The following is a 24,913-nucleotide window of genomic DNA, read 5'->3' as shown; positions in this document are numbered from 1 at the left end:
TGCGGTACACAGGACCGGTGGATAACTTATATTCGGCCTTGCTATCGCATCTTGCCTACGGCCAGCGGACCACCGGAGGCATTGACGATAGAATCGATTCGACATTGCCGCCGGTTTTCAGACCGAAGATCGTGCCGCGATCGTGGAGCAGGTTGAACTCCACGTAACGTCCCCTGCGGATCAACTGCTCGTCACGCTCCTCTTCCGTCCACGGCATATTGAAATTGCTGCGGACGATCTTGGGGTATACAAGGTTGAAGGCGCGGCCGACATCCTGGACAAACGCGAAATTCGCATCCCATCCACCCTTGTCTTCCTGCGGATAGAGCCAGTCGAAGAAGATGCCGCCAACGCCGCGCGGCTCGTTGCGATGTTTCAGGAAGAAGTATTCATCGCACCAGGCCTTATAGGCGTCATAATCGGCAATATCGGCGTGGCGGTGGCAGGCAATTTCCATCGCCCGGTGGAAGAGGCGGGTGTCCGGGTCTTCCTGGGTGCGCCGACGGTCGAGCACGGGCGTCAGGTCGGCGCCGCCACCGAACCATTGGCTGGAGGTGACGACCATGCGGGTATTCATGTGCACGGCGGGGACATTGGGATTGACCGGGTGAGCGATCAGCGAAATGCCCGATGCCCAGAACCGTGGATCCTCCTCGGCGCCTGGCATCTGCTTGCGGAACTCGGGCGAGAACTCACCATGAACCGTGGACGTATGGACACCGACCTTCTCGAAGACACGGCCCTCCATCATCGACATGCGGCCGCCACCGCCCTCGCCATTTTCACGCAGCCAGTCCTTGGGCGCAAAGCGGCCAGGCTTTCGATCGGATAGGGGACCGGCCAATTCGTCTTCAATCGCTTCGAAGGACGAACAGATCGTATCGCGCAGGCTTTCGAACCAGGCGCGGGCCACAATCTTCTTGTCCTCGATGTCGGCTGGAAGGCCTTTCGGCAGGTCCGGTCGCTCCATGATATTCCCCGTTGCGTGCGTATGCGTCGATTAGCAGTTCCAGATAAGACCGACCACATTGATGCGGAACCGTCCCCGGAAAATCGACTCGCCAATCGTCCTGTGGCGCACTAATGTCATGTCATGCGAGGTATGTCATGACGAGAATACCCGGTCCGCCACCGCTTAACGGCCTGAAAAAACGCATTGCCGACCATCGCTCCGGCGTTTCCGGCGGCAGGAACGGACATTTCGTCCGCGAGACCTTTTGCCTCACCCGCGACGAGGCCCGCGCCAAGGCGCGCGAATGGTTTGATGCCTTCCCCAAGGCTGCATACTGGACCGAGGTGGAAAGCTGGCGCCAGCTCGACGGCGACCAGATCGAGTTCACCATGCGCCGGCTACCATCTGCCGACTAGCAGCGTTCCCTGCGGAATTTGAGAATTCCCTCAAATTCTAATGATTGGCTCAATCGAACGACAAACCCTTGTTGGCATTCTGTGTTGTGAGGACGGCCGCGCATGATGCATGCGGCATTGCTCGACATGATATGCGACACAAGGTTTCTCAATGACTTCGGTATCCTTCAATTCCACATCCGCAAGTGCGCTTGCGATGCTGAATGGTTCCACATCCGCGCTTGAACGCACGCAACGTCAGGCGGCGAACGGGCGGGAGGTCGAGCAGGCGGCGGACAATGCCGCCTATTGGTCGATTGCGACGACGATGAAGTCGAGCAGTCTCTCGATGTCCAGCGTCGAGGACGCGAACGGTCTGGCGGCAGCCCTGACGGATACGGCAGCCGTTGGTATCAGTGAAGCCACAAGTCTGGTCGCGCAGATCCAATCGAAACTGGTGCTCGCCACGGCCGTGGGATCGAACAAGCAGGCGATCAATTCCGAGATCAGCCAGTTGAAGGACCAGTTGAACACGGTTGTCGAAAGCAGTGCCTTCAACGGCCAGAACTGGCTGAAGGTCGAGGCTGGGTCGCAGCCGAAGGTTTCCTCGATGGTGGCATCGGTCACGGGCACCGGCGGGGAGGGCGATCTGTCGATCAACATGATCGATTTCGACACGGCAAAATCGACGCTGGTGTCTGGCGAGAATGCCTCCGATGGAACGCTGACCCGCTCCTATTCCGGCATGACCAGATCTGGCGCGCTTTACGCCTATCATTTGATGGCTGCCAATTCGGTGGTGCCCAATGCTCCGACCTCGAAAGAGATCAGGATCGACAGCCAGACGAGCTATGGCGAACTGGATGGGATGATCTCCGCACTCAACCGGGTGATGGCCGATATGGTCAGCTCTGGCGCCGAGGTCGGCGCAACGCGCAATCGCGTTTCAGCCAATATGGATTTCATGCCGGATCTGCAGGATGTCACGCAGACCGGTATCGGTCGCCTGGTTGATGCGGACCTGAATGAACAGTCTGTCTTGCAGGCGGCCCAGTTGGCGGCGCAGCAACTTCAGGCAACCTCGCTCAACATTGCGAACAATTCGATGGCAAATTCGCTGAAGCTGTTTCTCTGACGGCGCAAGCACACTCTGAAACGACAACAGCCCGCTGCGAAGCGGGCTGTTGATGCGATCACAGTCTCAGCGTTTCGGTGGTGAACGCTTCGATTTTGTCCTGGCAGATGAAATGCTTGCCGGTGCTGCCGGTTTGCCGACCGGCGCCGAACTACTGGCTTTCGCCGGCGGTGCCGGGAGTGGTGTTGCGAATTCCGGTTTGGATTCCAGCTCTATTGGTATGAGCGTGGCTTCGCCGTCAACGGGCGATGGGATCGGCGGTTCGGCGTCGGGCAGCGCTTCCGGCACGAAAGTAATGGTCGGCGCAGGAGCTATCGCAACGGGCTCCAACGGCGCAAATTCGACCGGAGTGGGTTCTTCAGCTGGCATGACAGGTGCCGTCTGTGTCTCAGCGTCGAGCGCCTGCGGTTCTACTGCCGACGGTACAGCCCCGCCCAGGATCTCCTTCAGGACCTTTGTGACCTGCAGGGCGCCGGCAATGTCGGTATTGGTCGAATGGCCGCAGAGCGGAACGCGAATGTCGGTCTTGATCTTCGGTCGTGAATTGATCTCGCCGAACCAATCCAGTTCACCCACCACATCCACCACGTCGGTGAAGATCTCCGGCATCTTGATGCGACCGCCAAAGGTGACGATGCGCGCCTCTTTGGCGAGCGTTTCCAGCCGCGCCGTTGCGGACTCGGTCATGGACTGGAGTGCGTCGGCCAGAACGCGGTTGCCGCGCGAGTGGCCGGCCAGCAGGCTGAAGGAAAGTTCCGGGTCGGCCAGCAGCGTGGCGACCGTGTCGGTGTCCAAACCAGTGCTGCGGACACTTTCCGTGTCTGCATCGCGCTTGCCATAGGCGCCGAGTTTCGGCCGACCGACCAGATCGTCGATCACTTCGAGATTGCTGCGGATATGGCCGAGCCAGCCGAAGAAGAAGGCGCCGCCGATCGCCTCGTTGACGATATCGCCCAGGCCATAGCCCGAGACGACGGCGGCCACCGGGGCGTTGATCGCGTTGGCAACGTTGCGGGCAAAGGCGGCCGCGCCGATTGCGGATCCGCCGATGCCGGCAACGGCAAGCGCGTGAACGTCACGGCCGCCGCGCAGCCGGTATTCATCGACGCTGTCGCAGATCGTCAGCATGCCTTGTCCGGCGGGCGGCACGATCATGATCAGACCTTCGGAGGCGAGCGCATCGCTGATATAGAAGGTTTCCTCGGCGGACAGCGACTTGACGTCGTAGAACAATGAGTCGAGCCCGGTATTGCGCATGCGCCAGGGCTCGAGCGCGGCATTGCGCGCCGGCCGGTGCTGTAGCCGTTCCGGCGTACTGAAGGTTCGGGCGAACTGGGTCAAACTCAGGGCGAATGCTGTTTCGAACATTTCCATCTCCCGTTTTTGCTGCGCCGCAACATAGACCGTTCTGGATGAATTAGCAATTGTGGTTGTATTCGGGCGCGCCAAGGCTTGCATCGGATCGGACGCTAGCGGATCCGGAAGGCGGGTTCCTTGACGATTGCCTTTTCTCGCGCCTAAAGCGCGGTTTGGCGCAATGCTTCGCCGGCAATCATCGCAGCCGACATGGCGACGTTGATCGAGCGCTGGCCCTCGACCATCGGGATGATGATGCGTGCGTCTGCCATGTCATGAACGTGATCCGGCACACCGGCGCTTTCGCGACCGAAGAGCAGGATGTCGTCGGGTTGGTAGGAAAAACCGGTATAGGGTTCTGCGGCCTTGGTCGAGGCGAGCACCAGGCGGTGGTTCTCAGAGCGTCGCCATTGGTCGAACTGCTCCCAGTTGACGTGGCGGGTCATGGCGACGCTGGCGAGATAATCCATGCCGGCGCGCTTCAGGTTCTTGTCGGAGAGGACGAAGCCGGCCGGCTCGATGATATCAACTTTCAGGCCGAGGCAGGCGGCAAGGCGCAGGATGGTGCCGGTATTGCCGGGGATGTCGGGCTGGAAAAGGGCGATGCGGAGCGCTGTCATGACGCGGGTTCTACGCCAGCCCACGACGGCCCTCAAGAGGGACTGGCAGCAAGGTTCAACCTTCCGGTTGTTGTCGGTCTGCAACAGTTGCAGGGAATGGCCGGAAAGGCGCCATTCGCCGCTTTGCAAGGAATGTCGAGATGTTTACAACATCATCATCTGTTAACACGCACGAGGGAGGGCCATCGATGGATTTTTTCGGTTTGAAGCCAGTGCCCCACCTGCTCGCCAGGCCTGCGTGACGGCGACTTCATCGCCTTTGTATTTCCCAAACTGATTCATCTTGCGGCCCTATGTGGCCTCAAACATTGACATTTCGCTCAGTTGCGACACGTCCCGATGACATGTCCACTCGCGCGCTTCTTCATGGAGTTTCTCATGTTCTCGTGGTTTGAAAACCGCTTGAATGCCTATCCTTCGGACGCGCCGTCGCTGCCGCCGAAGGGGCTGTTTGCCTTTTGCTGGCACTACACCAAACCGGCATGGCCGTGGCTGCTCGTGCTCGGGCTTTGTTCGCTGCTGATCGCGGTAGGCGAAGTGTTCCTGTACCAGTTCCTCGGCAATATCGTCGACTGGCTGTCGAATGCCGATCGGACGACGTTCCTGGAAAACGAGGGTTCGCGGTTGATCGCCATGGGCGCACTGGTGCTGGTCGGTCTGCCGATCGTCGGGATCATTCACTCGATCACCATGCATCAGGTTCTGGCGGGCAACTTCCCGATGATTGCGCGCTGGCAGATGCACCGCTTCCTGCTGCGCCACTCGATGACATTCTTTGCCAATGAGTTTGCCGGACGGGTCTCGACCAAGGTGATGCAGACGGCGTTGTCGATCCGGGAATCGACGATGAAGGTCATCGACGTCTTCGTCTATGCCACCAGCTTCTTCGTCTCGATGCTGGCGCTTGTGGCGGCCGTCGACTGGCGTTTGGTTCTGCCGCTTGCCGCATGGATCGCCATCTATGTGCTGATCCTGCGCTTCTTCATCCCGAAGTTGCGCAAGCTGTCCAGCGAACAGGCGGATGCGCGCTCGATGATGACCGGCCGGATTGTCGACAGCTATACCAACATCGCGACGGTGAAGCTGTTTTCCCATGCCGGCCGTGAGGAGAGCTATGCCAAGGAGGGGATGAATGCCTTTCTCGGTACCGTGCATCGCCAGATGCGGCAGATCACCCTGCTCAACATCGCCGTCGACATCAACAATGCCTTCGTGCTGTTTTCGATCTCGGCGCTCAGCATCTGGTTCTGGCTCGACGGCGTTGTGTCGGTCGGTGCCATTGCAATCGCCATTGGCCTCGCCATGCGCATCAACGGCATGTCGCAATGGATCATGTGGGAAGTGGCGGCGCTGTTTGAAAACATCGGTACCGTCTACGACGGCATGGGCATGATGACCACGGCGCATGATATCGTCGATGTGCCGCAGGCAAAGGCACTGAAGGCCCCGAAGGGCGAGATCGTCTATGACGCGGTCGGGTTCCACTACGGTAAGCGCAACGGCGTCATCGAAGACTTCGCCTTGACCATCAAGGCGGGGGAAAAGGTCGGTCTGGTGGGTCGTTCCGGCGCCGGCAAGACGACGCTGGTCAACCTTCTGCTGCGCTTTTATGACCTGGAGAAGGGTCGAATTCTGGTCGACGGGCAGGACATTTCCCAGGTTTCGCAGGACAGTCTGCGATCCCTGGTGGGCGTCGTCACTCAGGATACCTCGCTGCTGCACCGGTCGATCCGCGACAACATTGCCTATGGCCGGCCTGACGCCACGGATGCCGAGGTGATCGAGGCTGCTCGCCGTGCCAATGCTTGGGACTTCATCCAGACGCTGGCCGACCAGCAGGGCAGGGCGGGTCTCGATGCACATGTCGGCGAACGCGGGGTGAAACTGTCCGGCGGCCAGCGTCAGCGCATCGCGATCGCCCGTGTCTTCCTCAAGGATGCGCCAATCCTGGTTCTCGACGAAGCGACGTCGGCGCTCGATTCGGAAGTCGAGGCGGCGATCCAGGAAAGCCTGTTCAAACTGATCGAGGACAAGACGGTGATTGCGATCGCGCACCGCCTGTCGACGCTGACGCAGATGGACCGGCTGATCGTGCTCGACAAGGGCAGGATCATCGAGAGTGGCTCGCATCAGCAACTGGTGGCGCTGGGCGGTGTCTATGCCGACCTGTGGAACCGCCAGTCCGGTGGGTTCCTCGCTGCCGAGGACGGAGACGACACCGAAGAAGCGGCGGAGTAATCCGCCGACGCTCGATCTTGTCGAGACGCGTCGCCGTTCATCCGGCGGCGCGTTTCAGTTTTTCTGCGCGCAGATCAGGAAATGTCGATTGGCATTGCGGGTCCGCATGCATATTCGGGTGCTCAATGCACTCCGACATCAATGAAATGGCGAAACCGATGCGGCACTATCTCGACTGGATCTGGGCTGCTCTGGCAGGCGGCATGCTGGCGGTGATGGTCACACTGAACAGCGGGCTTGCCAGCTATTCCACCCCGTTCATCGCCTCCTGGGTCGTGCATGGTGTCGGGGCTGTCGCAGCGATCATGCTGTTGCAGGCCAACCGGGTCTGGTCTTCGAAATCGGCCGACGTGGCGACCAGTGCAGCCAAGCCGCCGCTCTGGTCCTATTTTGGCGGAGCCCCGGGGGCGCTTGCCGTTGCGCTGGGCTCCATCGCGGTCAATTCCAGTCTTGCCCTGGCCGGCGCACTGTCGCTGATGCTCGTCGGGCAGATCCTGTTCAGCCTCTTGTCCGACCTCTGGGGCTGGTTCGGCACCCCCAAACGCGCGCTCAACCGTTTCGACCTGCTGGCCGCCCTGCTCGTCACCATAGGCAGTGCGCTGGTGATCTATTCGGGAGGCGCGTGATGATCGGTTATGTGCTGATTGCACTTCTGGCCGGTGCCTTCGTTGGTATGTCCCGTTCGATCAATGGCCGTCTCGGCATGGATCGCGGTGCGTTCAAGGCGTCGTTCTGGAACCACTTGAGCGGCTTCCTGCTGCTCACGGTGTTCGTGCTGTTGTTCGAGCGTGGCAATTTCCACACCCTGGGTCTGGCGCCGAACTGGGCCTTTACCGGCGGCGTCCTCGGGGCGGGTTTCGTGGCCGTCAGTGCTTATGTGTTTCCGCGCATCGGCGCTGCCCGCTCGGCGCTGTTGATCATCGGTGGGCAGATGATCGGCGGGCTGTTGATCGACCAGCTGCAGGTCGCGTCGGGTCTGCATCCCGGTCAGCTGCTCGGCGTGCTGCTCATCCTGCTTGGAATCTACCTGACGCGCTTCTCGCGGTAATCCGCTGGTCGGAATAAGCCGCAGGTGGCCACTCGCCATCGATCGGCTCGGTGTTAAGAATATCCTAATTTTACAATGACTTATAGTGGGCGTGTAGTGCTGAACTTCGCCGTCCGAGGTAATTTTTTCTTTATTTTAAGCTGCCAAGACAGGGGACTATCCATCAGGCTCCAATTGCGGTTTTTCAGATGTTCAGCAAAATCAAAATCAAATTTCTCATGCCGGCGCTGTTTGCGCTCGTCGTCGTTCTCCTTCTGTTGCAGGGGGTGCTGGGAATGCGCTCTGTATCCGAACTCAACGCTCAGGCAGAGAAGTTGGGCGATCGCATGGAGCAATCGCTGATGACGGCGAACCTGGACAGGCTGCTGTCGGAAGTGCGTCGGCTTTACCTGATGACGCTGACTGCCAGCAATGCCGCTGACCAGAAGCGCACGCTCGAGCAGTTGCAAATCAAGACCACGGAACGCGCAGACGCTTTCAAGGCGTTCAGCGACGGGATTTCCGACGAGTCGACCAAGGCGAGCATGGACAAGCTGAATGCGGTCCTCGCCACCTACGATGCGCTGGGTGAAAAGTTCGTCGCTGTTGTCAAAGCATCGCGCGTCTATGAAGCAAAGGCAATCATCGCGGAGATGATCCCGATCGGTGGCGAGGCCGGCAGCATCATGCAGGACATGATCAACGAAATCGGCGCCCTTAGCCAGGACGATCAGAAGGCCGCAGCGCTTGCAGCCGAGTTCGCCTATATCACCACCATTGGCGCCATCGTCCTTGCTGCCCTGGTGGCTGCTGGCGCGGCATCGCTCAGCCTCATCCGCGTCACGCGCCCGATCGGCGCCATTACCCATTCGATGAACATGCTTGCGTCCGGCAATAACGCGATTTCGATACCACATACCGATCGCCATGACGAAATTGGCGAAATGGCGGCTGCCGTTTCCGTGTTTCGTGACAATGCGGTCGAACGGGAGCGGCTGGAACAGGAAACCGAAAGCAACCGTTCGATGAGCGAACGCGAGCGCCTTGCCCGGGACGAACAGAATGCACGCGCCGCCTCCGATGTTTCGTTCGCGGTCGAGAGCATTGCCCGTGGCCTGAAGGGCCTGTCGGATGGCGACATGATATCTCGTCTGGATGTTCCATTTGTCGGGCAGCTTGAGCCATTGCGTACCAATTTCAACGAATCGGTGGAGAAGCTGCAATCGGTTCTGCAATCGGTCGGCGAAAACGCCCGGATGATCGATGCCGGCGCCAACGAGATCCGTTCCGCTGCCAATGATCTGTCCCGGCGGACCGAACAGCAGGCCGCCTCGGTCGAGGAAACGGCTGCTGCATTGGAACAGGTCACGACTGCGGTCAAGGATTCAGCGGTTCGGGCCGGAGAGGCGGGCAAGCTGGTCGAACAAACCCGTCACGGCGCCGAGCGCTCGGGCGAGATCGTTCACCAGGCCGTCAGCGCGATGGAAGCGATCGAGAAATCGTCGAGCGAGATCGGCAATATCATCGGCGTGATCGACGATATCGCCTTCCAGACCAACCTCCTGGCGCTGAATGCCGGGGTCGAGGCAGCCCGTGCCGGCGAGGCCGGCAAGGGCTTTGCCGTGGTCGCACAGGAAGTGCGCGAACTGGCCCAGCGCTCCGCCAAGGCTGCGCGGGAGATCAAGGCGCTGATCACCACATCGGGTGAGAAGGTTCGTGATGGCGTTGATCTGGTCGGCCAGACCGGCAAGGCCTTGCAGTCGATCGTGACGGAGGTCCAACAGATCAACAACAATGTCGCGTCCATCGCCGTATCGGCCCGCGAACAGTCGACCGGTCTTTCCGAGATCAATATGTCGGTCAACGAGATGGACCAGGGCACACAGCAGAATGCGGCGATGGTCGAACAGACTACGGCTGCAAGCCACAGTCTTGCAGCACAGGCGGCTGCGCTCAACGCCCTGCTGGCGCAGTTCAGGCTCGGCGATGGCCGGGCGGATCTGCATGTCGCGTCACCGGCCTCGCGTCCGGTTGCTTCGCCGGCGCACGCAATGAGCGACAGACTGGCCTCTGCTTTCGGCGGCGGAGCCACGGCTGCCCGGCGGCGGTAACGGGCGCCTGTTCGGGTTCATCCCTGGCGCATGAAAGTGTGGTTCGGCGGCTTCGGCCGCCGTTGCCGTTTTTGCAAGGTCGGGATTACGCAAATGTAATGACCGACTTGCTTTGCCAGACGGCGGAAACCGCCTATATCGCATTGCATGTTTCAATCTGTTGCGCGTCTCTTCGAAAACTGGCTCGATCCATTTTCCCGCTCGGACAATTTGCGTCCGCCGGAGAAGACCTTGGCCTTTGTCTGGTTCTATGTCAGCCAGGCGAAGCTTGCCTTCCTGCTGATGGCGATATTCGGCGGCTCGATCGCCGTGCTGGAAGCTGGCCTGTTCTGGTTTGTCGGTCGGCTGGTCGATGTGCTCGATACCGTGCCCAAGGATGCCGGATGGGAGGGGCTGATCGCGGCCCATGGGGGGGAGCTTGCCGCCATGGCTCTGGTCATGCTGGCGGGGCGGTTCATCGTGGTGACGGTTGGCGCGCTGGTCGAAGAACAGGTGATCGTCCTCAACTTCTTCAATCTGGTGCGCTGGCAGGCCTATGCGCATATCGCCCGGCAATCCCTGTCCTTCTTCCAGAACGATTTTGCCGGCCGCATCGTCACCAAGGTCTGGTCGGCCGGCCAGTCGACCGGAGATCTGCTGACCTCGCTGCTACAGGTCGTCTGGTTCATGGTGATCTACACGATCTCGACCATGGCGCTGGTCGCGCAGCTCGACTGGCGGCTTTCGGCGGTCATCGGCGTGTGGATCGCGATTTTCCTGGTGCTTGCCCGCCTGTTCGTACCAAAGATCCGCTATCACGCCAGGGAATCAGCCGAAGCGTCGTCGATGTTGAATGGACGTCTGGTGGACAGCTATTCCAATATCCAGACGCTGAAACTGTTCGGCAAGGAGCGGCAGAACGATCACTATATCAAGGCGGGTTTCGACCGTTTCCAAAATACGTTGCGCCCCTTCGCGCGGCTGCTGACGGGTGTTCGGGCCTCGCTTGCCATACTATCCGGCGTGATGATCGTGACGGTTGCCGCGCTCTCGATCGATCTGTGGTTTTCCGGCGCCATCACCGGCGGCGGGGTGGCGTTCACGCTGGGCCTGGTGCTCAGGCTCAACATGCTGCTCGGCCGGATGATGACACAGATGAACAGCATCATGCGCAATATCGGCACGATCCAGAATTCCGCCGAACTGATCGCCAAGCCGATCGATCTGACCGACCGCGCCGACGCTACGGCGCTGAAGGTTGTATCGCCCGAGATCCGCTTCGAGGACGTGAGCTTTCACTACGGCCGCAAGAAAGGCGTGATCGATCATCTGACACTGACCATTGCGCCGGGTGAAAAAGTGGGCATCGTCGGCCGTTCCGGAGCCGGGAAGTCGACCTTGGTCAATCTGCTTTTGCGGTTCTACGATGTCGAGAGCGGCCGTATTGTGATCGACGGCCAGGATATCTCGACGGTGACGCAGGAGAGCCTGCGGTCGCAGATCGGCATGGTGACACAAGACACGGCGCTGCTGCATCGCTCGATCCGCGACAATATCGTATTCGGACGCGAGGACGCATCCGAGGAGCAGTTGCTGAAGGCGACGGACAGGGCCGAAGCGCTCGACTTCATCCAGCGCCTTGAAGACCAGCGTGGACGCAAGGCCTTCGACGCGCATGTCGGCGAGCGCGGGGTCAAGCTTTCGGGTGGGCAGCGCCAGCGGGTGGCGATTGCCCGCGTGATGCTGAAGGATGCGCCGATCCTCGTCCTGGATGAGGCGACCTCGGCGCTCGATTCGGAAGTCGAGGCGGCGATCCAATCCAATCTCGACAAGCTGATGCAGGGCAAGACGGTTCTGGCCATCGCCCACCGCCTGTCGACCATTGCCGCGCTGGATCGTCTCGTCGTTATGGACAAGGGCCGGATCATCGAGCAGGGCACGCATGCCGAACTGGTCGCGCGCGGCGGCCTTTATTCCGAACTCTGGGCGCGGCAGTCCGGCGGCTTCCTCGATACGCAGGATGTTGTCGAACAGGCCTGATGTTTGATTGCGCGCTCGCTGGGCGCTGCGCCTTCCCGCTGTTTCGACTGGGGACAGGGACTACCGGCGATCAGTTGTCACCGATCAGCGCCACGTCGGCGACAAGGCCGAAATGGTTTGATCCATAGCTCTCGTCGAGACGTTTCAGCGACAGCGGTGCGAACTCTTTGCCGATGAAGATGTGATCGATCGCAATGCCGGCCACGCCGGCTTCGACCGGCCATGTCGCGGGTTCGGGGCCGACCTTGCGCAGGCCCGAGCGCTGAAGGAAACGCTGCATGTCCGGTGCGATGCTGTCCGAATTGAAATCGCCGGCCAGGATGACGCTGCCTTTGGCATCGTTCAGTCCGAGGATGAGGTTGTCCAGTTCAATGCTATGATAATCATCGAAATACGGTTTCGACAGGTGGGCCGCGAGAAGGCTGATCTGGCGGCCGGCAACCTCGATCTCGATCTCGGCAAAACGGTCGGCGCGCAGATCGCTGAGTTCATCATAGCGACCAGCCCGGATCGGATGTTTCGACAACATCATCAGATCGCAGGTGGGGGTCTCGATGCCGCAGCCGATACGGTAGGGATAGGTTTCGCCGAGCCGATCGAGTTCGCCAAATAGCGGATTGGCTTCCATGATGTAGACCACATCCGCCTGCGATCCCTGGATCATGTCGGCGATCTTTCCGGCATTCTCGACATTGTCGTTGAGGATGTTGAAGCTGAGAATGCGCAGGCGAGGGGCGTTGGCGATCGCCTCGGCCGACAGGTGGCTGGCGACGAAGTCGCGCTTCATCCACAGGCTGTGGCCGATCAGGACGAGGCAGACGGCCAGCAATATCCAGACATAGGCGCCGCGTTTGACCAGAAGGCAGAGCACGATGCCGGCAAGAACGATCAGGCTGATCTGCAGTTGCAGGCTGAAAAAGAAGGAAAAAATCCAAAGCTCGGTGACGTAGCGCATGCCCAGCGCCGCCAGCGCCAGTGTCAGCAGGACGCAAAAAACGCAATAGATATTGTCTCTCATGCCCGTCCCGACCCCGTCATCCGGGCTCGGCCGGAGGCACCCGACCATGATCGAAAAAAGGCGGGCTTGCAAGAACCGTTCGGTTCATCCAACCTCATGGTGACACGTCACATTTTATTCCGCGACATAGTGGCTCCTTCCCCCTGCGGAGACTGGACAGAATGGAATATCAAGCTTAGAACGCGGCAATCTGGGGGGAATCTATGGCTGGACTGTGTCTGCTTTATGATTCCCGCTACGGGGGCAGAATGCGGTGTGTCGCAGGATTGCGAAGAGGATAATTTGACCGTGAGCGAACACGAGACCAATGCACAACATGCGGCCGAACCTACGCGCCGCGACTTTCTCTACATGGTGACCGGTATGGCCGGCGCGGTTGGTGCAGCCGCCGTCGCATGGCCATTCATTGATCAGATGCGTCCGGACGCCTCCACTCTTGCACTCGCTTCAATCGAGGTCGATGTGGCCGCGCTTGAGCCTGGCATGTCGTTGACGGTGAAATGGCGCGGCAAGCCGGTGTTCATCCGCAACCGCACGGCCAAGGAAGTCGAGGAAGCCAATCAGGTGGCGCTTGCCGACCTCAAGGATCCGGTCGCCCGCAACGCCAATGTCGATGCTGCAGCTGACGCAACCGACCTTGCTCGCTCTGCAGGCGAAGGCAAGGAAAACTGGATCGTCATGATCGGTTCCTGTACCCATCTCGGCTGCGTGCCGCTTGGCCAGGCCGGCGATTTCGGCGGATGGTTCTGTCCCTGCCACGGCTCGCACTACGATACCGCGGGTCGTATCCGGAAAGGTCCGGCACCGATGAATCTGGCAATTCCGACCTTCGGATTTGTGTCTGATTCTGTGATCAAGATCGGTTGAGGGGATAAGAGAATATGAGTGGTCCTTCCAGTTACCAGCCGTCGACCGGCGTCGAAAAATGGATTGATGCGCGCCTTCCATTGCCGCGCATGGTCTATGACAGCTTCGTCGCCTATCCGGTTCCTCGCAACCTGAACTATGCCTATACCTTCGGTGCGATGCTTGCCGTCATGCTGGTGGTGCAGATCCTGACCGGTGTCGTTCTGGCCATGCACTATTCCGCGCATGTCTCGGTGGCATTCGAGTCGGTCGAGAAGATCATGCGCGACGTCAACCATGGTTGGCTGTTGCGCTACATGCACGCCAACGGCGCGTCGTTCTTCTTCATCGCCGTCTACCTGCACATTGCCCGTGGTCTGTATTACGGCTCCTACAAGGCGCCGCGCGAAATCCTCTGGATCCTCGGCGTGGTGATCTTCCTCTTGATGATGGCGACTGCCTTCATGGGCTACGTTCTGCCCTGGGGCCAGATGTCCTTCTGGGGTGCTACCGTAATCACCGGTTTCTTCACCGCGTTTCCGGGCGTCGGCGAATGGATCCAGCAGTTCCTGCTCGGCGGCTTTGCCGTCGACAATCCGACGCTGAACCGCTTCTTCGCCCTGCATTACCTGCTGCCGTTCATGATCGTCGGCGTCGTCATCCTGCACGTGTGGGCGCTGCATGTCACCGGCCAGACCAATCCGACCGGCGTCGAAGTGAAGTCGAAGACGGATACCGTTCCGTTCACGCCTTACGCGACCATGAAAGATGCCTTCGGCGTTTCCGTCTTCCTGATCGCCTATGCCTGGTTCGTCTTCTACATGCCAAACTTCCTCGGCCATCCGGACAACTACATTCCGGCTGACGCGCTGAAGACCCCAGCTCACATCGTTCCGGAATGGTACTTCCTGCCGTTCTACGCGATGCTGCGCGCGATCACCTTCAATGTCGGTCCGATCGACTCCAAGCTCGGCGGCGTTCTGGTGATGTTCGGTGCGATCATCGTGCTGTTCTTCCTGCCCTGGCTCGATACGTCCAAGGTCCGCTCTGCTGTCTACCGTCCCTGGTACAAGCTGTTCTTCTGGGTGTTCGTGGTCAACTCGATCATCCTCGGCTGGCTCGGTGCCATGCCGGCGGAAGGCACCTATGTCGTCATGTCGCAGATCGGTACCGCTTACTACTTCGGCTTCTTCCTGGTCATCATGCCACTGCTCGGCCTGTTCGAAACGCCGCGTCGCATTCCGAACTCGATCACCGAAGACGTGCTCGAAAAGCGCGGCAAATCTGCCGCGGCCAAAGCCTAAGTGCGCGAGAGAGGGAAAGTAGAACAATGAAAAAGCTTTTCACGAGCATCGCGCTGATTGCTGCCATGGCCGGATTTTCCGGCCTGGCTCTCGCAGCCGAAGAAGGCGATCTCGCCCATCTGGTCGAACATGCCGCCAAGACGGGCCACTATCCTATCCTGAAGCCCGAGCAGATCGACTGGTCCTTTGCTGGTCCGTTCGGCAAGTATGACAAGGGCCAGCTTCAGCGTGGCCTCAAGATCTACACCGAAGTCTGTGCCGCCTGTCATTCGATGAACCTCGTTTCCTTCCGCACACTGGAAGGTCTGGGCTATTCGGAAGAACAGGTCAAAGCCTTCGCTGCCAACTACGAAGTGCAGGACGGTCCGAACGCCGACGGCGAAATGTATACCCGCAAGGCCGTGCCTTCGGATCACTTCCCGTCGCCGTTCCCGAACCACGAAGCGGCTGCGGCTGCCAACAACGGTGCGGCGCCTCCGGATTTCTCGCTGATCGCCAAGGCGCGCGGCGTGACGCGTGGTTTCCCTCAGTTCATCTGGGACATGATCCCGGTCGTCGGCGGTTACCAGGAAGGCGGCCCGGATTATATCCACGCGCTGTTGACCGGCTATCAGGAGCCACCTGAGGGTGTTGTGATTGCCGAAGGCACGCACTTCAACCCGCATTTCATCGCCGGTCAGGCGCTCGCCATGGCGCCGCCGATCAGCGACGGTCAGGTGACCTATGACGACGGTGCACCGCAGACGCTAGATCAGTATTCGCAGGACGTGGCTGCATTCCTGATGTGGGCTGCTGAACCGCATCTGGAGGACCGCAAGCGCATGGGCTTCATGGTCATGATCTTCCTGGTCATCTTCTCGGCCCTGATCTACCTAACGAAGAAGTCGATCTACGCGAACAAGGAACACTGATCGTCTGCTGACGGTCATGTGAAAAGGCGGGGCCTCGTGGTCCCGCCTTTTTTTGTTGGGGCCGTTTGCCTGATCGTGTCCCGACGCGCCGCCGGCTTTTCACTTTGCTTTGCCCATCCACGAGAAGGCTGGACAAGCCGGTGTCGAAAGGCCAATTTGCCGCCACCTCCCACAGGCCATGGATACCAATGAGCTCCGAAGTGCAGAATTACCTCGTCGATTCCATCCGTTCGATCCCGGACTATCCGAAGCCGGGCATCATGTTCCGCGACATCACGACACTGCTGGGCAATGCGCGGGCATTTCGCCGGGCCGTCGATGAACTTGTGCAGCCTTATGTCGGGCTGAAGATCGACAAGATTGCCGGCATGGAGGCACGTGGCTTCATCCTCGGCGGCGCCGTTGCGCACCAGCTTTCGGCCGGTTTCGTGCCGATCCGCAAGAAGGGCAAGCTGCCGCACGAGACGGTGAGCATTGCCTATAGCCTGGAATACGGCGTCGACGAGATGGAGATCCACCGTGACGCGATCCAGCCGGGGGAGAAGGTCATTCTCGTGGATGACCTCATCGCCACCGGCGGTACGGCCGTTGGCGCTGTGCAGTTGCTGCGCCAGATCGGTGCGGATGTGGTCTCGGCCTGCTTCGTCATCGATCTTCCGGATCTTGGCGGACGCAAGAAACTTGAGGCTCTTGGCGTGGAAGTGCGTACGCTGGTCGAATTCTCAGGTCACTGAGGTGACTGCACCGGCCGGCTCTGCCAGGTCGGTGCATACCTTGCTCCTGGAGGTCAGCGCCCGGCTCGTTCCTAGCTGGCCAGCGCCCTAACAATATCCGCCTGGATATCTTCCGGTGCAGTGCGCGGCGAGAAGCGGGCGATCGGATTGCCGTCGCGGCCGATCAGGAACTTGGCGAAGTTCCAGCCGATATCTGCGCCCTGTTCCTCGCCGGGGGTCTCCGCTTTCAGATAGGCATAAAGCGGGTCGGTGCCTTCGCCATTGACCTCGATCTTCGAGAAGAGCGGGAATGTGACGGCAAAGCTCGTCTCGCAGAACAGGGCAATTTCCTTTTCTGTGCCGGGCTCCTGGCCGCCAAACTGGTTACATGGGAAGCCGAGCACGACGAGATCGTCCTTGAAGTTCTGCTGCAGCGTTTCCAGGCCGCTGTATTGCGGTGTGAGACCACAGGCGCTTGCGGTATTGACGATCAGGACAAGCTTGCCGGCATAGTCGGACAGATTGCGCTCATGGCCTTCGATGTCGCGGGCAGTGAACTGGTAAATGCTCATGCTGGCAAATCCTCTGGTTCTGGAAATTCAATGATATTGCTGTTGAAGCGCAGGACAGGCTCGCCCTTCTGGTTGAAGCCTTCGCACAGGGCTGAAATGACCATGTAACCCTTTGTCCCGGGCATGCGGCGGGTCTCGATCGGGGTCATGAAATAGGTGACCGTGTCGCCGGCATAGACCGGCTTCAGCCATTGCAGTTCGGAAAACCCGGGCGAGGGGCCGAGCCTTGGAGCATCCGTGCCAGTTGATTTCAACCGCAATGTCGCGGCATCCCAGAAGGCGACGAAGTTCTTCATCCAGCCGGCGCAGGTATGCCAGCCCGAGGCGCAGAGACCGCCGAAGACGTAGGACTTCGCCGCTTCGGCGTCGATATGAAAGGGCTGCGGATCGAATGTGCTGGCGAAACGGATGATGTCTTCGGCGGTGAAGGTCAGCGCACCGAGTTCCAGACGGGTGCCGGCGGGATAGAGGTCGAGCATCTTCACGGCGAAACCTCCTCGACCTGGCGACGGCGCAACATGATTGCGTTCCTGGCAGACAGCACCAGCTGGCCCCGCTGGTTGGTCAATTCGTGCTGAAAGGTCACGATGCCCAGATTGGGCCGCGAGCGCATCAGGCGGGCCGCCTCGACCGTAGAATGGCCGCTGAGCGTGTCTCCGGCCAGTACAGGCTTTCGCCATTGCATCAGATCGATGCCGGGCGCGCCTTCGGAGGCCGAGCGCAGCACATAGCTATCGATCATCATGCGCATGAAGATGCTGCTCGTGTGCCATCCCGACGCTGACAGGCCGCCGAGAATGCTGGCACGGCCCGCTTCTTCCGACAGGTGCATCGGCTGCGGATCGAACTCACGGGCAAAATCGATGATCTCTTCCGCCGATATGGTCTTGGGGGCGAAGCCGAAACGCCGGCCGGGCGTGAAGTCCTCGTAGAGAAGTTTGTCTGTCTCCGTCATCTCACCCTCGCTTTCACCAGCAGTCTGCGCAGGATGCGATTATGTTCAAGTATGAACCTGTTTTCCGCACATAAAAAAAGCGCCTCGTTGAAGGCGCTTTCTTGTTTGCTTCAGGTGTTGAAGCGGAAGTGGATGACGTCGCCGTCATGGACGACATATTCCTTGCCTTCGTCGCGGCCCTTGCCGGCTTCCTTGGCGCCGACTTCACCCTTGAAATTGATGTAGTCGTCATAGGCGATGGTAAAGGCGCGGATGAAGCCGCGCTCGAAGTCGGTGTGGATGACACCGGCGGCGGCCGGGGCCTTGGTGCCGCGGACGATGGTCCAGGCGCGGGTTTCTTTCGGGCCGACGGTGAAATAGGTGATCAGGTCGAGCAGGTGGTAGCCAGCGCGGATCAGGCGGTCGAGGCCTGCTTCTTCCAGACCAAGCGCCGAGAGGAATTCTTTCGATTCCTCGTCCGGCAGCTGGGCGACTTCCGCCTCGATTGCAGCCGAGATGATGACGCATTCGGCGCCCTGGGCCTTGGCCATTTCGGCGACGGCCTTGGTGTGCGCATTGCCGTCGACAGCATCGCTTTCGGCGACGTTGCAGACGTAGAGAACCGGATGCGAGGTCAGGAGGTTCAGGCCCTTGAGGACTTCAATCTCGTCTGCAGCCAGGGTCTTCAACAGGATGCGGGCAGGCTTGCCTTCGTTCAGAAGCTTGATGACCGCTTCCATGACCGGCAGCTGGGCGAGCGATTCCTTGTCCTTGGAAGCCGCGCGCTTGCGGGTCTGTTCGACGCGGCGCTCGAGGCTTTCAAGGTCGGCGAGCATCAGCTCGGTTTCAATCGTGTCGGCGTCGCCCACCGGATTGATCTTGCCCTCGACATGGGTGATGTCGTCATCTTCGAAACAGCGCAGCACGTGCACGACGGCGTCGACTTCGCGGATGTTGGCGAGGAACTTGTTGCCGAGGCCTTCACCCTTCGACGCGCCGCGCACGAGGCCGGCGATGTCGACAAAGGAGATACGGGTCGGGATGAGCTCCTTTGAGCCCGCAATCGCTGCCAGCTTCTGCATGCGTGGATCCGGAACGGCCACTTCGCCGGTATTCGGCTCGATGGTGCAGAACGGATAGTTGGCAGCCTGGGCTGCGGCCGTCCTTGTCAGCGCGTTGAAGAGAGTGGACTTGCCGACATTCGGCAGTCCGACGATACCGCATTTGAAGCCCATGGGTTCATTCCGTCACGTAGTGGGATTTGTTGCCTTGCCTATGGGGGAAGGGGCGCGCCGGGTCAAGGGTTTCGGCTGATATTGCGCCGCGCGCAAAGCTGAGGCAGGATAAGTTGCAGCCGTGGGGGATGAGGAACGTCTGTTGTTGAATGGCCGGACACGGGCCATTCCTGACCAATGCGATCGACGACGGAAAGAGCCTGATGCCGAATAAAGACGTCTCCCTGAAGCCGAAGCTGCAATCCAAGCCGAAGCTGGAGCGGCCGAAGCTCTACAAGGTCATTCTTCTCAATGACGATTACACGCCGCGTGAATTCGTCACGGTCGTGTTGAAAGCGGTGTTCCGCATGAGCGAGGATGCCGGCAATCGTGTGATGATGACGGCACACAAGTTCGGCTCGGCGGTTGTCGTCGTCTGCACCCGCGACATTGCCGAAACGAAGGCCAAGGAAGCGACCGATCTCGCCAAGGAGGCGGGGTTCCCGCTGATGTTCACCACGGAGCCGGAAGAATGAGCCGGCTGCACGGATCTGAGGTCGTTCGAATGCCAATCAGGACCTTTGGTGACATCGAGCATTCGGCAAAATGGCCAAAGATCCGAAGCTGATCAGGCCTCTTTGTCCAGCGGCCAAAACTCGGTTTTCTGTGCCGTTGCGTGAAATTCAAATATTGCTAATGTGAGTTATCTGCGAACAGTTGTGCATGCCGCGAGGGGCGCGCGTTGCAGCACTCTGGTCAGTTTGCTTTCATGCATGGAGGGGGCTCATGCGTTCGAAACTGCTTGCCGAATTTCTTGGGACATTCTGGTTGGTGTTTGGCGGTTGTGGCAGCGCCGTTCTGGCGGCGGCATTTCCCGACGTCGGTATTGGCCTGCTGGGCGTCTCTCTGGCATTTGGGCTTACCGTGTTGACGATGGCCTATGCGGTCGGCGGGATTTCCGGTGGGCATTTCAATCCGGCAGTCTCCGTTGGACTTGCCGTTGCCGGTAGGTTCGGCAAGAGCGATCTCGGGCCCTATGTGGCAGCTCAGGTGCTGGGTGCGGCGGCAGCAGCGCTGGTGCTGTACATCGTCGCAACGGGCAAGGCGGGAGCCGAGATCGGCGGCTTTGCGGCAAACGGCTACGGTGAGCATTCGCCGGGCGGATATTCGCTGCTATCGGCGCTGGTGATCGAGGTTGTGCTGACGGCTTTCTTCCTGGTGATCATCCTCGGCTCAACCAGCGCCAAGGCACCGGCGGGTTTCGCGCCGATTGCCATCGGGCTCGGGTTGACGCTGATCCATCTGATCTCGATCCCGGTGACCAATACCTCGGTCAATCCGGCGCGCTCGACCAGTCAGGCGCTTTTTGTCGGCGGCTGGGCGCTGCAGCAACTCTGGCTGTTCTGGGTGGCGCCCATCGCCGGGGCGGTGATCGGCGCCTTGCTGTGGAAAGGTCTGTCCAGCGAGCGTGACTGAGCAGGACTGTGCTCAGTCTTCCTTCTTGCCGAACATGCGCTTGAGCATGTCTGCCATGGGGCCGGATTCCGGCAGCTTTTTCGGCTGGTTGAAGTTGCGCGCCTGGTGAATGTGCGACTGGCCGGTCTTCGGCAGCTTTTGTGCCTTGGCCGGCTTTTCCTCGTCCGCCTTGCCGCCGGTTGCCAGCGCCAGCTTGTTCATCAGTTGCGAATCCTCGCCCTTGATCAGCATGTCGGCATTGTCGGCCAGCGCTTCGAGCAGCGGTTCGAGCCATTCCGCGTCCGACTTGCCGAAGTCGCCGAGGACATGGCCATGGACACGCGACTTGTCGCCGGGATGGCCGATACCGAGACGCAGGCGACGGTAGTTCAGGCCGCAATGGGTATCGATGGACTTGATGCCGTTGTGGCCGCCGTGGCCGCCGCCGGTCTTGATGCGGGCCTTGCCGGGCATCAGGTCAAGCTCGTCATAGATGGCGATGATGTCCTCGGGTCCGAGCTTGTAGAAGCGCATCGCTTCGCCGACGCTTTCGCCGGAGAGGTTCATGAAGGTCTGCGGCTTGATCAAAAGCACTTTTTCGGTGCCCAGAGTACCTTCCGCGATCAGGCCCTTGAACTTCTTCGTCCAGGGCGAGAAGGAATGGCGCCGATGGATCTGATCCACCGCCATGAAACCGATATTGTGGCGATTGCGCTCATATTGAGAGCCCGGGTTTCCGAGCCCAGCAAGGATCATCATGGCTGCGTCCGTTCCTGCCGTTCTGGTCAATGACCGCGCCGATCGTGGCGCGGCCTTTCACCACCGCGAAACGCGTCGAATGTCAAGGCTTGGCGGCTTGAGCGGTGGCCTGATTGGTGGCGGGCGTTGTCGCAAGCGCACTGACATTCGAATCGAGCAGGCCGTAGTTGCCGAGGATCTTGGCTTGCCGGCCATCGGCAATTATCGTGTCGAGGGCACCCTGCATCCTCGACAGCAGATCATCCGGGAAAGCCGAATTGCAGGCAATCGAGAACTTCTGCTCGGTGAAGACAAACTTGACTTCCAGAGGTTCGCCGTCCTTTACCAGTTGCACATAATGCTGCTCGTCGATCGGCATCAGGTCGAGGCGGCCGCTTTCCAGCTTCTTCAAGGTGAGCTTGAGATCGGTGGCGAGATCGATCTTCTCAAATCCGGCATTTTCAAGCAGTGTCTGGGTGTAGTCATTGCGCTGTGTGCCGACCGTATAGGACTTGGCCTCGTCGGTATTCTTCACATCGAGGCCGGACCCCTTGCGGGCCACCATCAGATTGCGGCCGATCGCCAGAGGCTCAATCCATTTGAACAGCGTGTCGCGTTCGGGGATGTGGGCCGTGGTGAAAACGCAATGCATCGGCTCCGTCTGGGCGAGCGCGATGGCGCGTGCCCATGGCATCATCTCGACGGAGTAGGGGATCTTCAACTCCTCCATGATGACGATCAACTGGTCGTAGCCCGCGCCCTTGATGTCGGTGCCGGCGCGGAAATTGTAAGGCGGGTAGTCTTCGGTGGTAAAGTGGACAGTGTCGGCGGCGGCAACCGGGGCCGCCGCAAGTGAAAGCAAAATTCCAAGCACTTTCATTGCGGTATGCCTCTCTTCCTGGTGTTTCTAGCCCGCTGCACCCTCGCGCAGACGGTTTTTCCTGATGGCGGCGTCGATCAAGGCTGCGACCGGTTGCGGTCGCGCGAAAAGGTATCCCTGGCCGTAGTCCACGCCGAATTCCTGTAGCAGGGCGTTTTGTTCCTCGGTTTCCACGCCTTCCGCCACGACGCTGCATTCCATCTTGTGCGAGATGGCGGTGATGCCTTCGACCAGCATGCGACTCTTGTTGCGCAGTTCCGGCTCGACTTCCGACAGCGAGCGGATGAAGGACTGGTCGATCTTGACGATATCGACGGGGAAGCGGTTGAGATAGCTCAGCGACGAGTAGCCCGTGCCGAAGTCGTCAAGCGCGATCCGGTAGCCGAAGCGGTTGAAGTCATCGAGAATGGTGCGGATCTGCGGGTTGTCGTGCAGCAGGGTCGCTTCCGTGATCTCGATGACGATGCGTTTGGGAGCGATGCCGTGCCTTGTCGTCAGGGCTGCCAGCCGGACCGGCAGCGATGGTTCGAACTGCAGCGGCGAGAAGTTGATCGCCAGATACGCGCTGTCGTCATTCGTGGCCGAGCTGAGGCGCACCAGGTTTTCCAGCGCCTTTTCCAAAATCCTGCCGCCGACCTTGCCGATGGCGCCGATTTCCTCGGCAATCCGGATGATTTTGGTCGGTGGAACGATTCCGCGCTGCGGATGCACGAGCCGCATCAGTGCTTCGTAGCCGATCACCTTGCCGCTATCGATCTGGACGATGGGCTGGAAGAATGCCTCGAACCAGTCGTTGTTCAATCCCTGCTCGATATCGTGTTCGATCTCGGCGCGCTGGCGCGTGTCGTCCTGAATGAGCGGATTGTAGAGCTGTGCACCGTTCTTGCCGTCGCGTTTCTTGCTATACATCGCCATGTCGGATTTTTGCAGCAGTTCCGCCGCATTGGCCGCATGGCGCGGGTAGATGGCGATGCCGACACTGGCGCTGAGGCGGGCGGTGGCTCCATCGATCTTGATTGGCTCGACAAAGATGTTGCACAACTGCCGGCTTAGCTCCATGGCCACGCTCTCGGCATCCGGCGCGCGCAACAGGACGGCAAACTCATCCCCGCCAAGACGGGCCGCAGTCGCGCCGTTCGGCAAATGTGTCTTCATCCGTTCGACGAAATGGCACAGCACTGTGTCCCCGGCCTGGTGGCCGAGATTGTCATTGATCCACTTGAACCGATCAAGGTCGACAAAGATGCACGCAAGTTCGTGTTCCGTTGCGTCGGTCAGCTTGATCTCTTCGTCGAGCGCGTTCTCAAAGCCCTGGCGGTTGTGCAGTCCGGTCAGGTGATCGGTGATCGCCTGGCGGTGGTTGCGCTCCTCTGATTGCTTGAGCGCCGTGACGTCGGTCATGACGCTGAGCGAGAGGCCTTCGTCTCCCTCATGTGCCGCGCGATTTGCCTCGGAGATCAGGACATCCATGACGGTGCCATCGGCGCAGACAAAGCGGGTGGTGGCTTCAAGGACACCGACAATTGCCTTGGTCCGCTTGTGCTCCACATAGTTTTCCCAGGCATCCAAGGGTACGAGTTCGGAAAAGTGCCGTCCGACGATCGTATGGCGCTGATAGCCTGTGGCCAGCAGCCAGTAGTCGCTGACGCCGGTGATGCGGTCCTGCTCGTCGAGCGAAAACAGCATGGCCGGGGTCAGGTTGTAGATTTCGGTGGTTCGCTGGTGGGCAAGCTTCAGTTCGCGTTCTTCCTGCTCGAGCTTGATCTGCATGGCGTTGAAGCTGCGCGCAAGCCGGCCGATTTCGTCATTCGACTGCCAGTCGACATGATGGCGCGACCCCAGCCTGCGGGTTGCCTCGATGGCGGCAGTCAGTTTGAGCAATGGTCTCATCACCATGACGCGGTTGCCGATCACGGCGGCGCCGACGACACCGAGGACCGCCAGCATGAAGATGCCGATCAACAATACCTCTGCCTGACGTAGCGACGAGAACATGTCGATGCGGCTATAATATATGGTTATCGTACCGACGAGCTTCGGTCCCTCGATGGCATGGTAGAAGATTTCGCGGGTGATCGAACTCAAGCCGTTCTTTGGCCATTTCGGCAGCGCAGGCATCGAGACATTGATGCCATTGGACAGATCGCGGACGTGAACCCGGCTGACGGTGCTGTTGGAGATGATCGTCGCGGTAATCTGTTCGACACTCTCACGGTCGAAATCCCACATCGGCTTGGCCAACGCCTGGCCATTGGCGGCGATCAGCACTTCCAGATTCTGCTGCAACTCGCTGGAAGCGCGGTCCGTGGTCAGCGACAGGAAGAGGGCAAAGAGCGGAACGACAAGAATGAAGATCGTTATGGCAACAATCGCCAGGAATCGACTCTCGACCGATCGTGTCATCGGCATTTCGCTCCTTTATGCCGCTGATGATCGGACATGTTTCTCGGGATGCTCCCTTTGTGGCGAGAATAC

The 24,913-nt window shown here is 59.8% G+C and carries 24 protein-coding genes; 13 read left to right on the top strand and 11 right to left on the bottom strand.

What is annotated here, in order from left to right; translation table 11 throughout:
* Positions 1-55: 55 nt before the first annotated feature.
* Positions 56-970, bottom strand: coding sequence for an oxygen-dependent coproporphyrinogen oxidase (hemF, locus tag GVK95_RS13315; RefSeq protein WP_159950387.1), 915 nt, complete (start codon positions 968-970; stop codon positions 56-58).
* Positions 971-1,107: 137 nt separating this feature from the next.
* Between hemF and GVK95_RS13310 the strand changes: the two genes are divergently transcribed.
* Both GVK95_RS13310 and GVK95_RS13305 read left to right on the top strand, forming a co-directional pair.
* Positions 1,108-1,368, top strand: coding sequence for a hypothetical protein (locus GVK95_RS13310; protein ID WP_159950385.1), 261 nt, complete (start codon positions 1,108-1,110; stop codon positions 1,366-1,368).
* Positions 1,369-1,519: 151 nt separating this feature from the next.
* The gene (locus GVK95_RS13305; RefSeq protein WP_159950383.1) at positions 1,520-2,482 is read left to right on the top strand and encodes a flagellin; all 963 of its coding nucleotides are present in this window, start codon (positions 1,520-1,522) and stop codon (positions 2,480-2,482) included.
* A gap of 66 nt (positions 2,483-2,548) precedes the next feature.
* On the opposite strand, the gene GVK95_RS13300 is transcribed toward GVK95_RS13305, so the two are convergent.
* Entirely contained in the window at positions 2,549-3,850 is a 1,302-nt protein-coding gene (locus tag GVK95_RS13300) for a cell envelope biogenesis protein OmpA (protein ID WP_159950381.1), read from the bottom strand.
* A 149-nt stretch (positions 3,851-3,999) separates the two neighbouring features.
* The gene (locus tag GVK95_RS13295; protein WP_159950379.1) at positions 4,000-4,458 is read right to left on the bottom strand and encodes a tRNA (cytidine(34)-2'-O)-methyltransferase; all 459 of its coding nucleotides are present in this window, start codon (positions 4,456-4,458) and stop codon (positions 4,000-4,002) included.
* A 378-nt stretch (positions 4,459-4,836) separates the two neighbouring features.
* Here GVK95_RS13295 and GVK95_RS13290 point away from each other — a divergent pair, with 378 nt between their 5' ends.
* The 5 genes from GVK95_RS13290 to GVK95_RS13270 all read left to right on the top strand — a co-directional run bounded on the left by GVK95_RS13290 (position 4,837) and on the right by GVK95_RS13270 (position 11,853).
* On the top strand, positions 4,837-6,696 hold the full coding sequence (locus GVK95_RS13290; protein ID WP_159950377.1) for an ABC transporter ATP-binding protein: 1,860 nt from the start codon (positions 4,837-4,839) through the stop codon (positions 6,694-6,696).
* Positions 6,697-6,821: 125 nt separating this feature from the next.
* Positions 6,822-7,322 (top strand): DMT family transporter, encoded by a 501-nt coding sequence (locus tag GVK95_RS13285; protein ID WP_244618760.1) that lies wholly within the window; start codon positions 6,822-6,824, stop codon positions 7,320-7,322.
* On the top strand, positions 7,322-7,744 hold the full coding sequence (locus GVK95_RS13280) for a DMT family transporter (protein WP_159950375.1): 423 nt from the start codon (positions 7,322-7,324) through the stop codon (positions 7,742-7,744). Before GVK95_RS13285 ends, GVK95_RS13280 begins: the two co-directional genes overlap by 1 nt.
* A gap of 188 nt (positions 7,745-7,932) precedes the next feature.
* A complete protein-coding gene (locus tag GVK95_RS13275) occupies positions 7,933-9,834 on the top strand; it encodes a methyl-accepting chemotaxis protein (RefSeq protein WP_159950373.1) in 1,902 nt (633 codons plus the stop codon).
* A gap of 147 nt (positions 9,835-9,981) precedes the next feature.
* Positions 9,982-11,853: an ABC transporter ATP-binding protein gene (locus GVK95_RS13270; protein ID WP_159950371.1), complete on the top strand. Its 1,872-nt coding sequence runs from the start codon at positions 9,982-9,984 to the stop codon at positions 11,851-11,853.
* Between the two features lie 70 nt (positions 11,854-11,923).
* On the opposite strand, the gene GVK95_RS13265 is transcribed toward GVK95_RS13270, so the two are convergent.
* Positions 11,924-12,871 carry an endonuclease/exonuclease/phosphatase family protein gene (locus GVK95_RS13265; RefSeq protein WP_159950369.1) on the bottom strand — a complete coding sequence of 316 codons (948 nt, stop codon included), beginning with the start codon at positions 12,869-12,871 and terminating at the stop codon, positions 11,924-11,926.
* A gap of 288 nt (positions 12,872-13,159) precedes the next feature.
* On the opposite strand from GVK95_RS13265, the gene petA reads away from it, so the two are divergent.
* The 4 genes from petA (at position 13,160) to GVK95_RS13245 (ending at position 16,666) form a co-directional block, all read left to right on the top strand.
* Complete coding sequence (gene petA / locus GVK95_RS13260) at positions 13,160-13,738, top strand: ubiquinol-cytochrome c reductase iron-sulfur subunit (protein ID WP_159950367.1); 579 nt, start codon at positions 13,160-13,162, stop codon at positions 13,736-13,738.
* Between the two features lie 14 nt (positions 13,739-13,752).
* A complete protein-coding gene (locus tag GVK95_RS13255; RefSeq protein ID WP_159950365.1) occupies positions 13,753-15,021 on the top strand; it encodes a cytochrome b N-terminal domain-containing protein in 1,269 nt (422 codons plus the stop codon).
* 26 nt (positions 15,022-15,047) lie between these two features.
* Positions 15,048-15,932: a cytochrome c1 gene (locus GVK95_RS13250; protein ID WP_159950363.1), complete on the top strand. Its 885-nt coding sequence runs from the start codon at positions 15,048-15,050 to the stop codon at positions 15,930-15,932.
* Between the two features lie 188 nt (positions 15,933-16,120).
* Positions 16,121-16,666: an adenine phosphoribosyltransferase gene (locus GVK95_RS13245; RefSeq protein ID WP_007608340.1), complete on the top strand. Its 546-nt coding sequence runs from the start codon at positions 16,121-16,123 to the stop codon at positions 16,664-16,666.
* Between the two features lie 71 nt (positions 16,667-16,737).
* On the opposite strand, the gene GVK95_RS13240 is transcribed toward GVK95_RS13245, so the two are convergent.
* The 4 genes from GVK95_RS13240 to ychF all read right to left on the bottom strand — a co-directional run bounded on the left by GVK95_RS13240 (position 16,738) and on the right by ychF (position 19,386).
* Positions 16,738-17,217, bottom strand: a complete 480-nt coding sequence (locus tag GVK95_RS13240) for a glutathione peroxidase (RefSeq protein ID WP_159950361.1) — start codon at positions 17,215-17,217, stop codon at positions 16,738-16,740.
* The gene (locus tag GVK95_RS13235) at positions 17,214-17,696 is read right to left on the bottom strand and encodes a MaoC family dehydratase (RefSeq protein ID WP_159950986.1); all 483 of its coding nucleotides are present in this window, start codon (positions 17,694-17,696) and stop codon (positions 17,214-17,216) included. Before GVK95_RS13235 ends, GVK95_RS13240 begins: the two co-directional genes overlap by 4 nt.
* A gap of 2 nt (positions 17,697-17,698) precedes the next feature.
* Positions 17,699-18,172 carry a MaoC family dehydratase gene (locus tag GVK95_RS13230; RefSeq protein ID WP_159950359.1) on the bottom strand — a complete coding sequence of 158 codons (474 nt, stop codon included), beginning with the start codon at positions 18,170-18,172 and terminating at the stop codon, positions 17,699-17,701.
* A 110-nt stretch (positions 18,173-18,282) separates the two neighbouring features.
* Positions 18,283-19,386, bottom strand: a complete 1,104-nt coding sequence (ychF, locus tag GVK95_RS13225) for a redox-regulated ATPase YchF (RefSeq protein ID WP_159950357.1) — start codon at positions 19,384-19,386, stop codon at positions 18,283-18,285.
* Positions 19,387-19,589: 203 nt separating this feature from the next.
* Here ychF and clpS point away from each other — a divergent pair, with 203 nt between their 5' ends.
* A complete protein-coding gene (gene clpS, locus GVK95_RS13220; protein ID WP_159950984.1) occupies positions 19,590-19,901 on the top strand; it encodes an ATP-dependent Clp protease adapter ClpS in 312 nt (103 codons plus the stop codon).
* 250 nt (positions 19,902-20,151) lie between these two features.
* Entirely contained in the window at positions 20,152-20,841 is a 690-nt protein-coding gene (gene aqpZ / locus GVK95_RS13215; RefSeq protein WP_159950355.1) for an aquaporin Z, read from the top strand.
* 12 nt (positions 20,842-20,853) lie between these two features.
* On the opposite strand, the gene pth is transcribed toward aqpZ, so the two are convergent.
* From pth to GVK95_RS13200, 3 genes are all read right to left on the bottom strand, one after another.
* The gene (gene pth / locus GVK95_RS13210) at positions 20,854-21,579 is read right to left on the bottom strand and encodes an aminoacyl-tRNA hydrolase (protein ID WP_159950353.1); all 726 of its coding nucleotides are present in this window, start codon (positions 21,577-21,579) and stop codon (positions 20,854-20,856) included.
* Positions 21,580-21,661: 82 nt separating this feature from the next.
* Positions 21,662-22,438 carry a transporter substrate-binding domain-containing protein gene (locus GVK95_RS13205; protein ID WP_159950351.1) on the bottom strand — a complete coding sequence of 259 codons (777 nt, stop codon included), beginning with the start codon at positions 22,436-22,438 and terminating at the stop codon, positions 21,662-21,664.
* Between the two features lie 27 nt (positions 22,439-22,465).
* Entirely contained in the window at positions 22,466-24,841 is a 2,376-nt protein-coding gene (locus tag GVK95_RS13200) for an EAL domain-containing protein (RefSeq protein WP_159950349.1), read from the bottom strand.
* Between the last annotated feature and the right edge of the window lie 72 nt (positions 24,842-24,913).

Source organism: Rhizobium sp. 18065 (assembly GCF_902706095.1).
GTDB lineage: Bacteria > Pseudomonadota > Alphaproteobacteria > Rhizobiales > Rhizobiaceae > Allorhizobium.
This window is presented reverse-complemented; position numbering and strand designations above follow the sequence as displayed.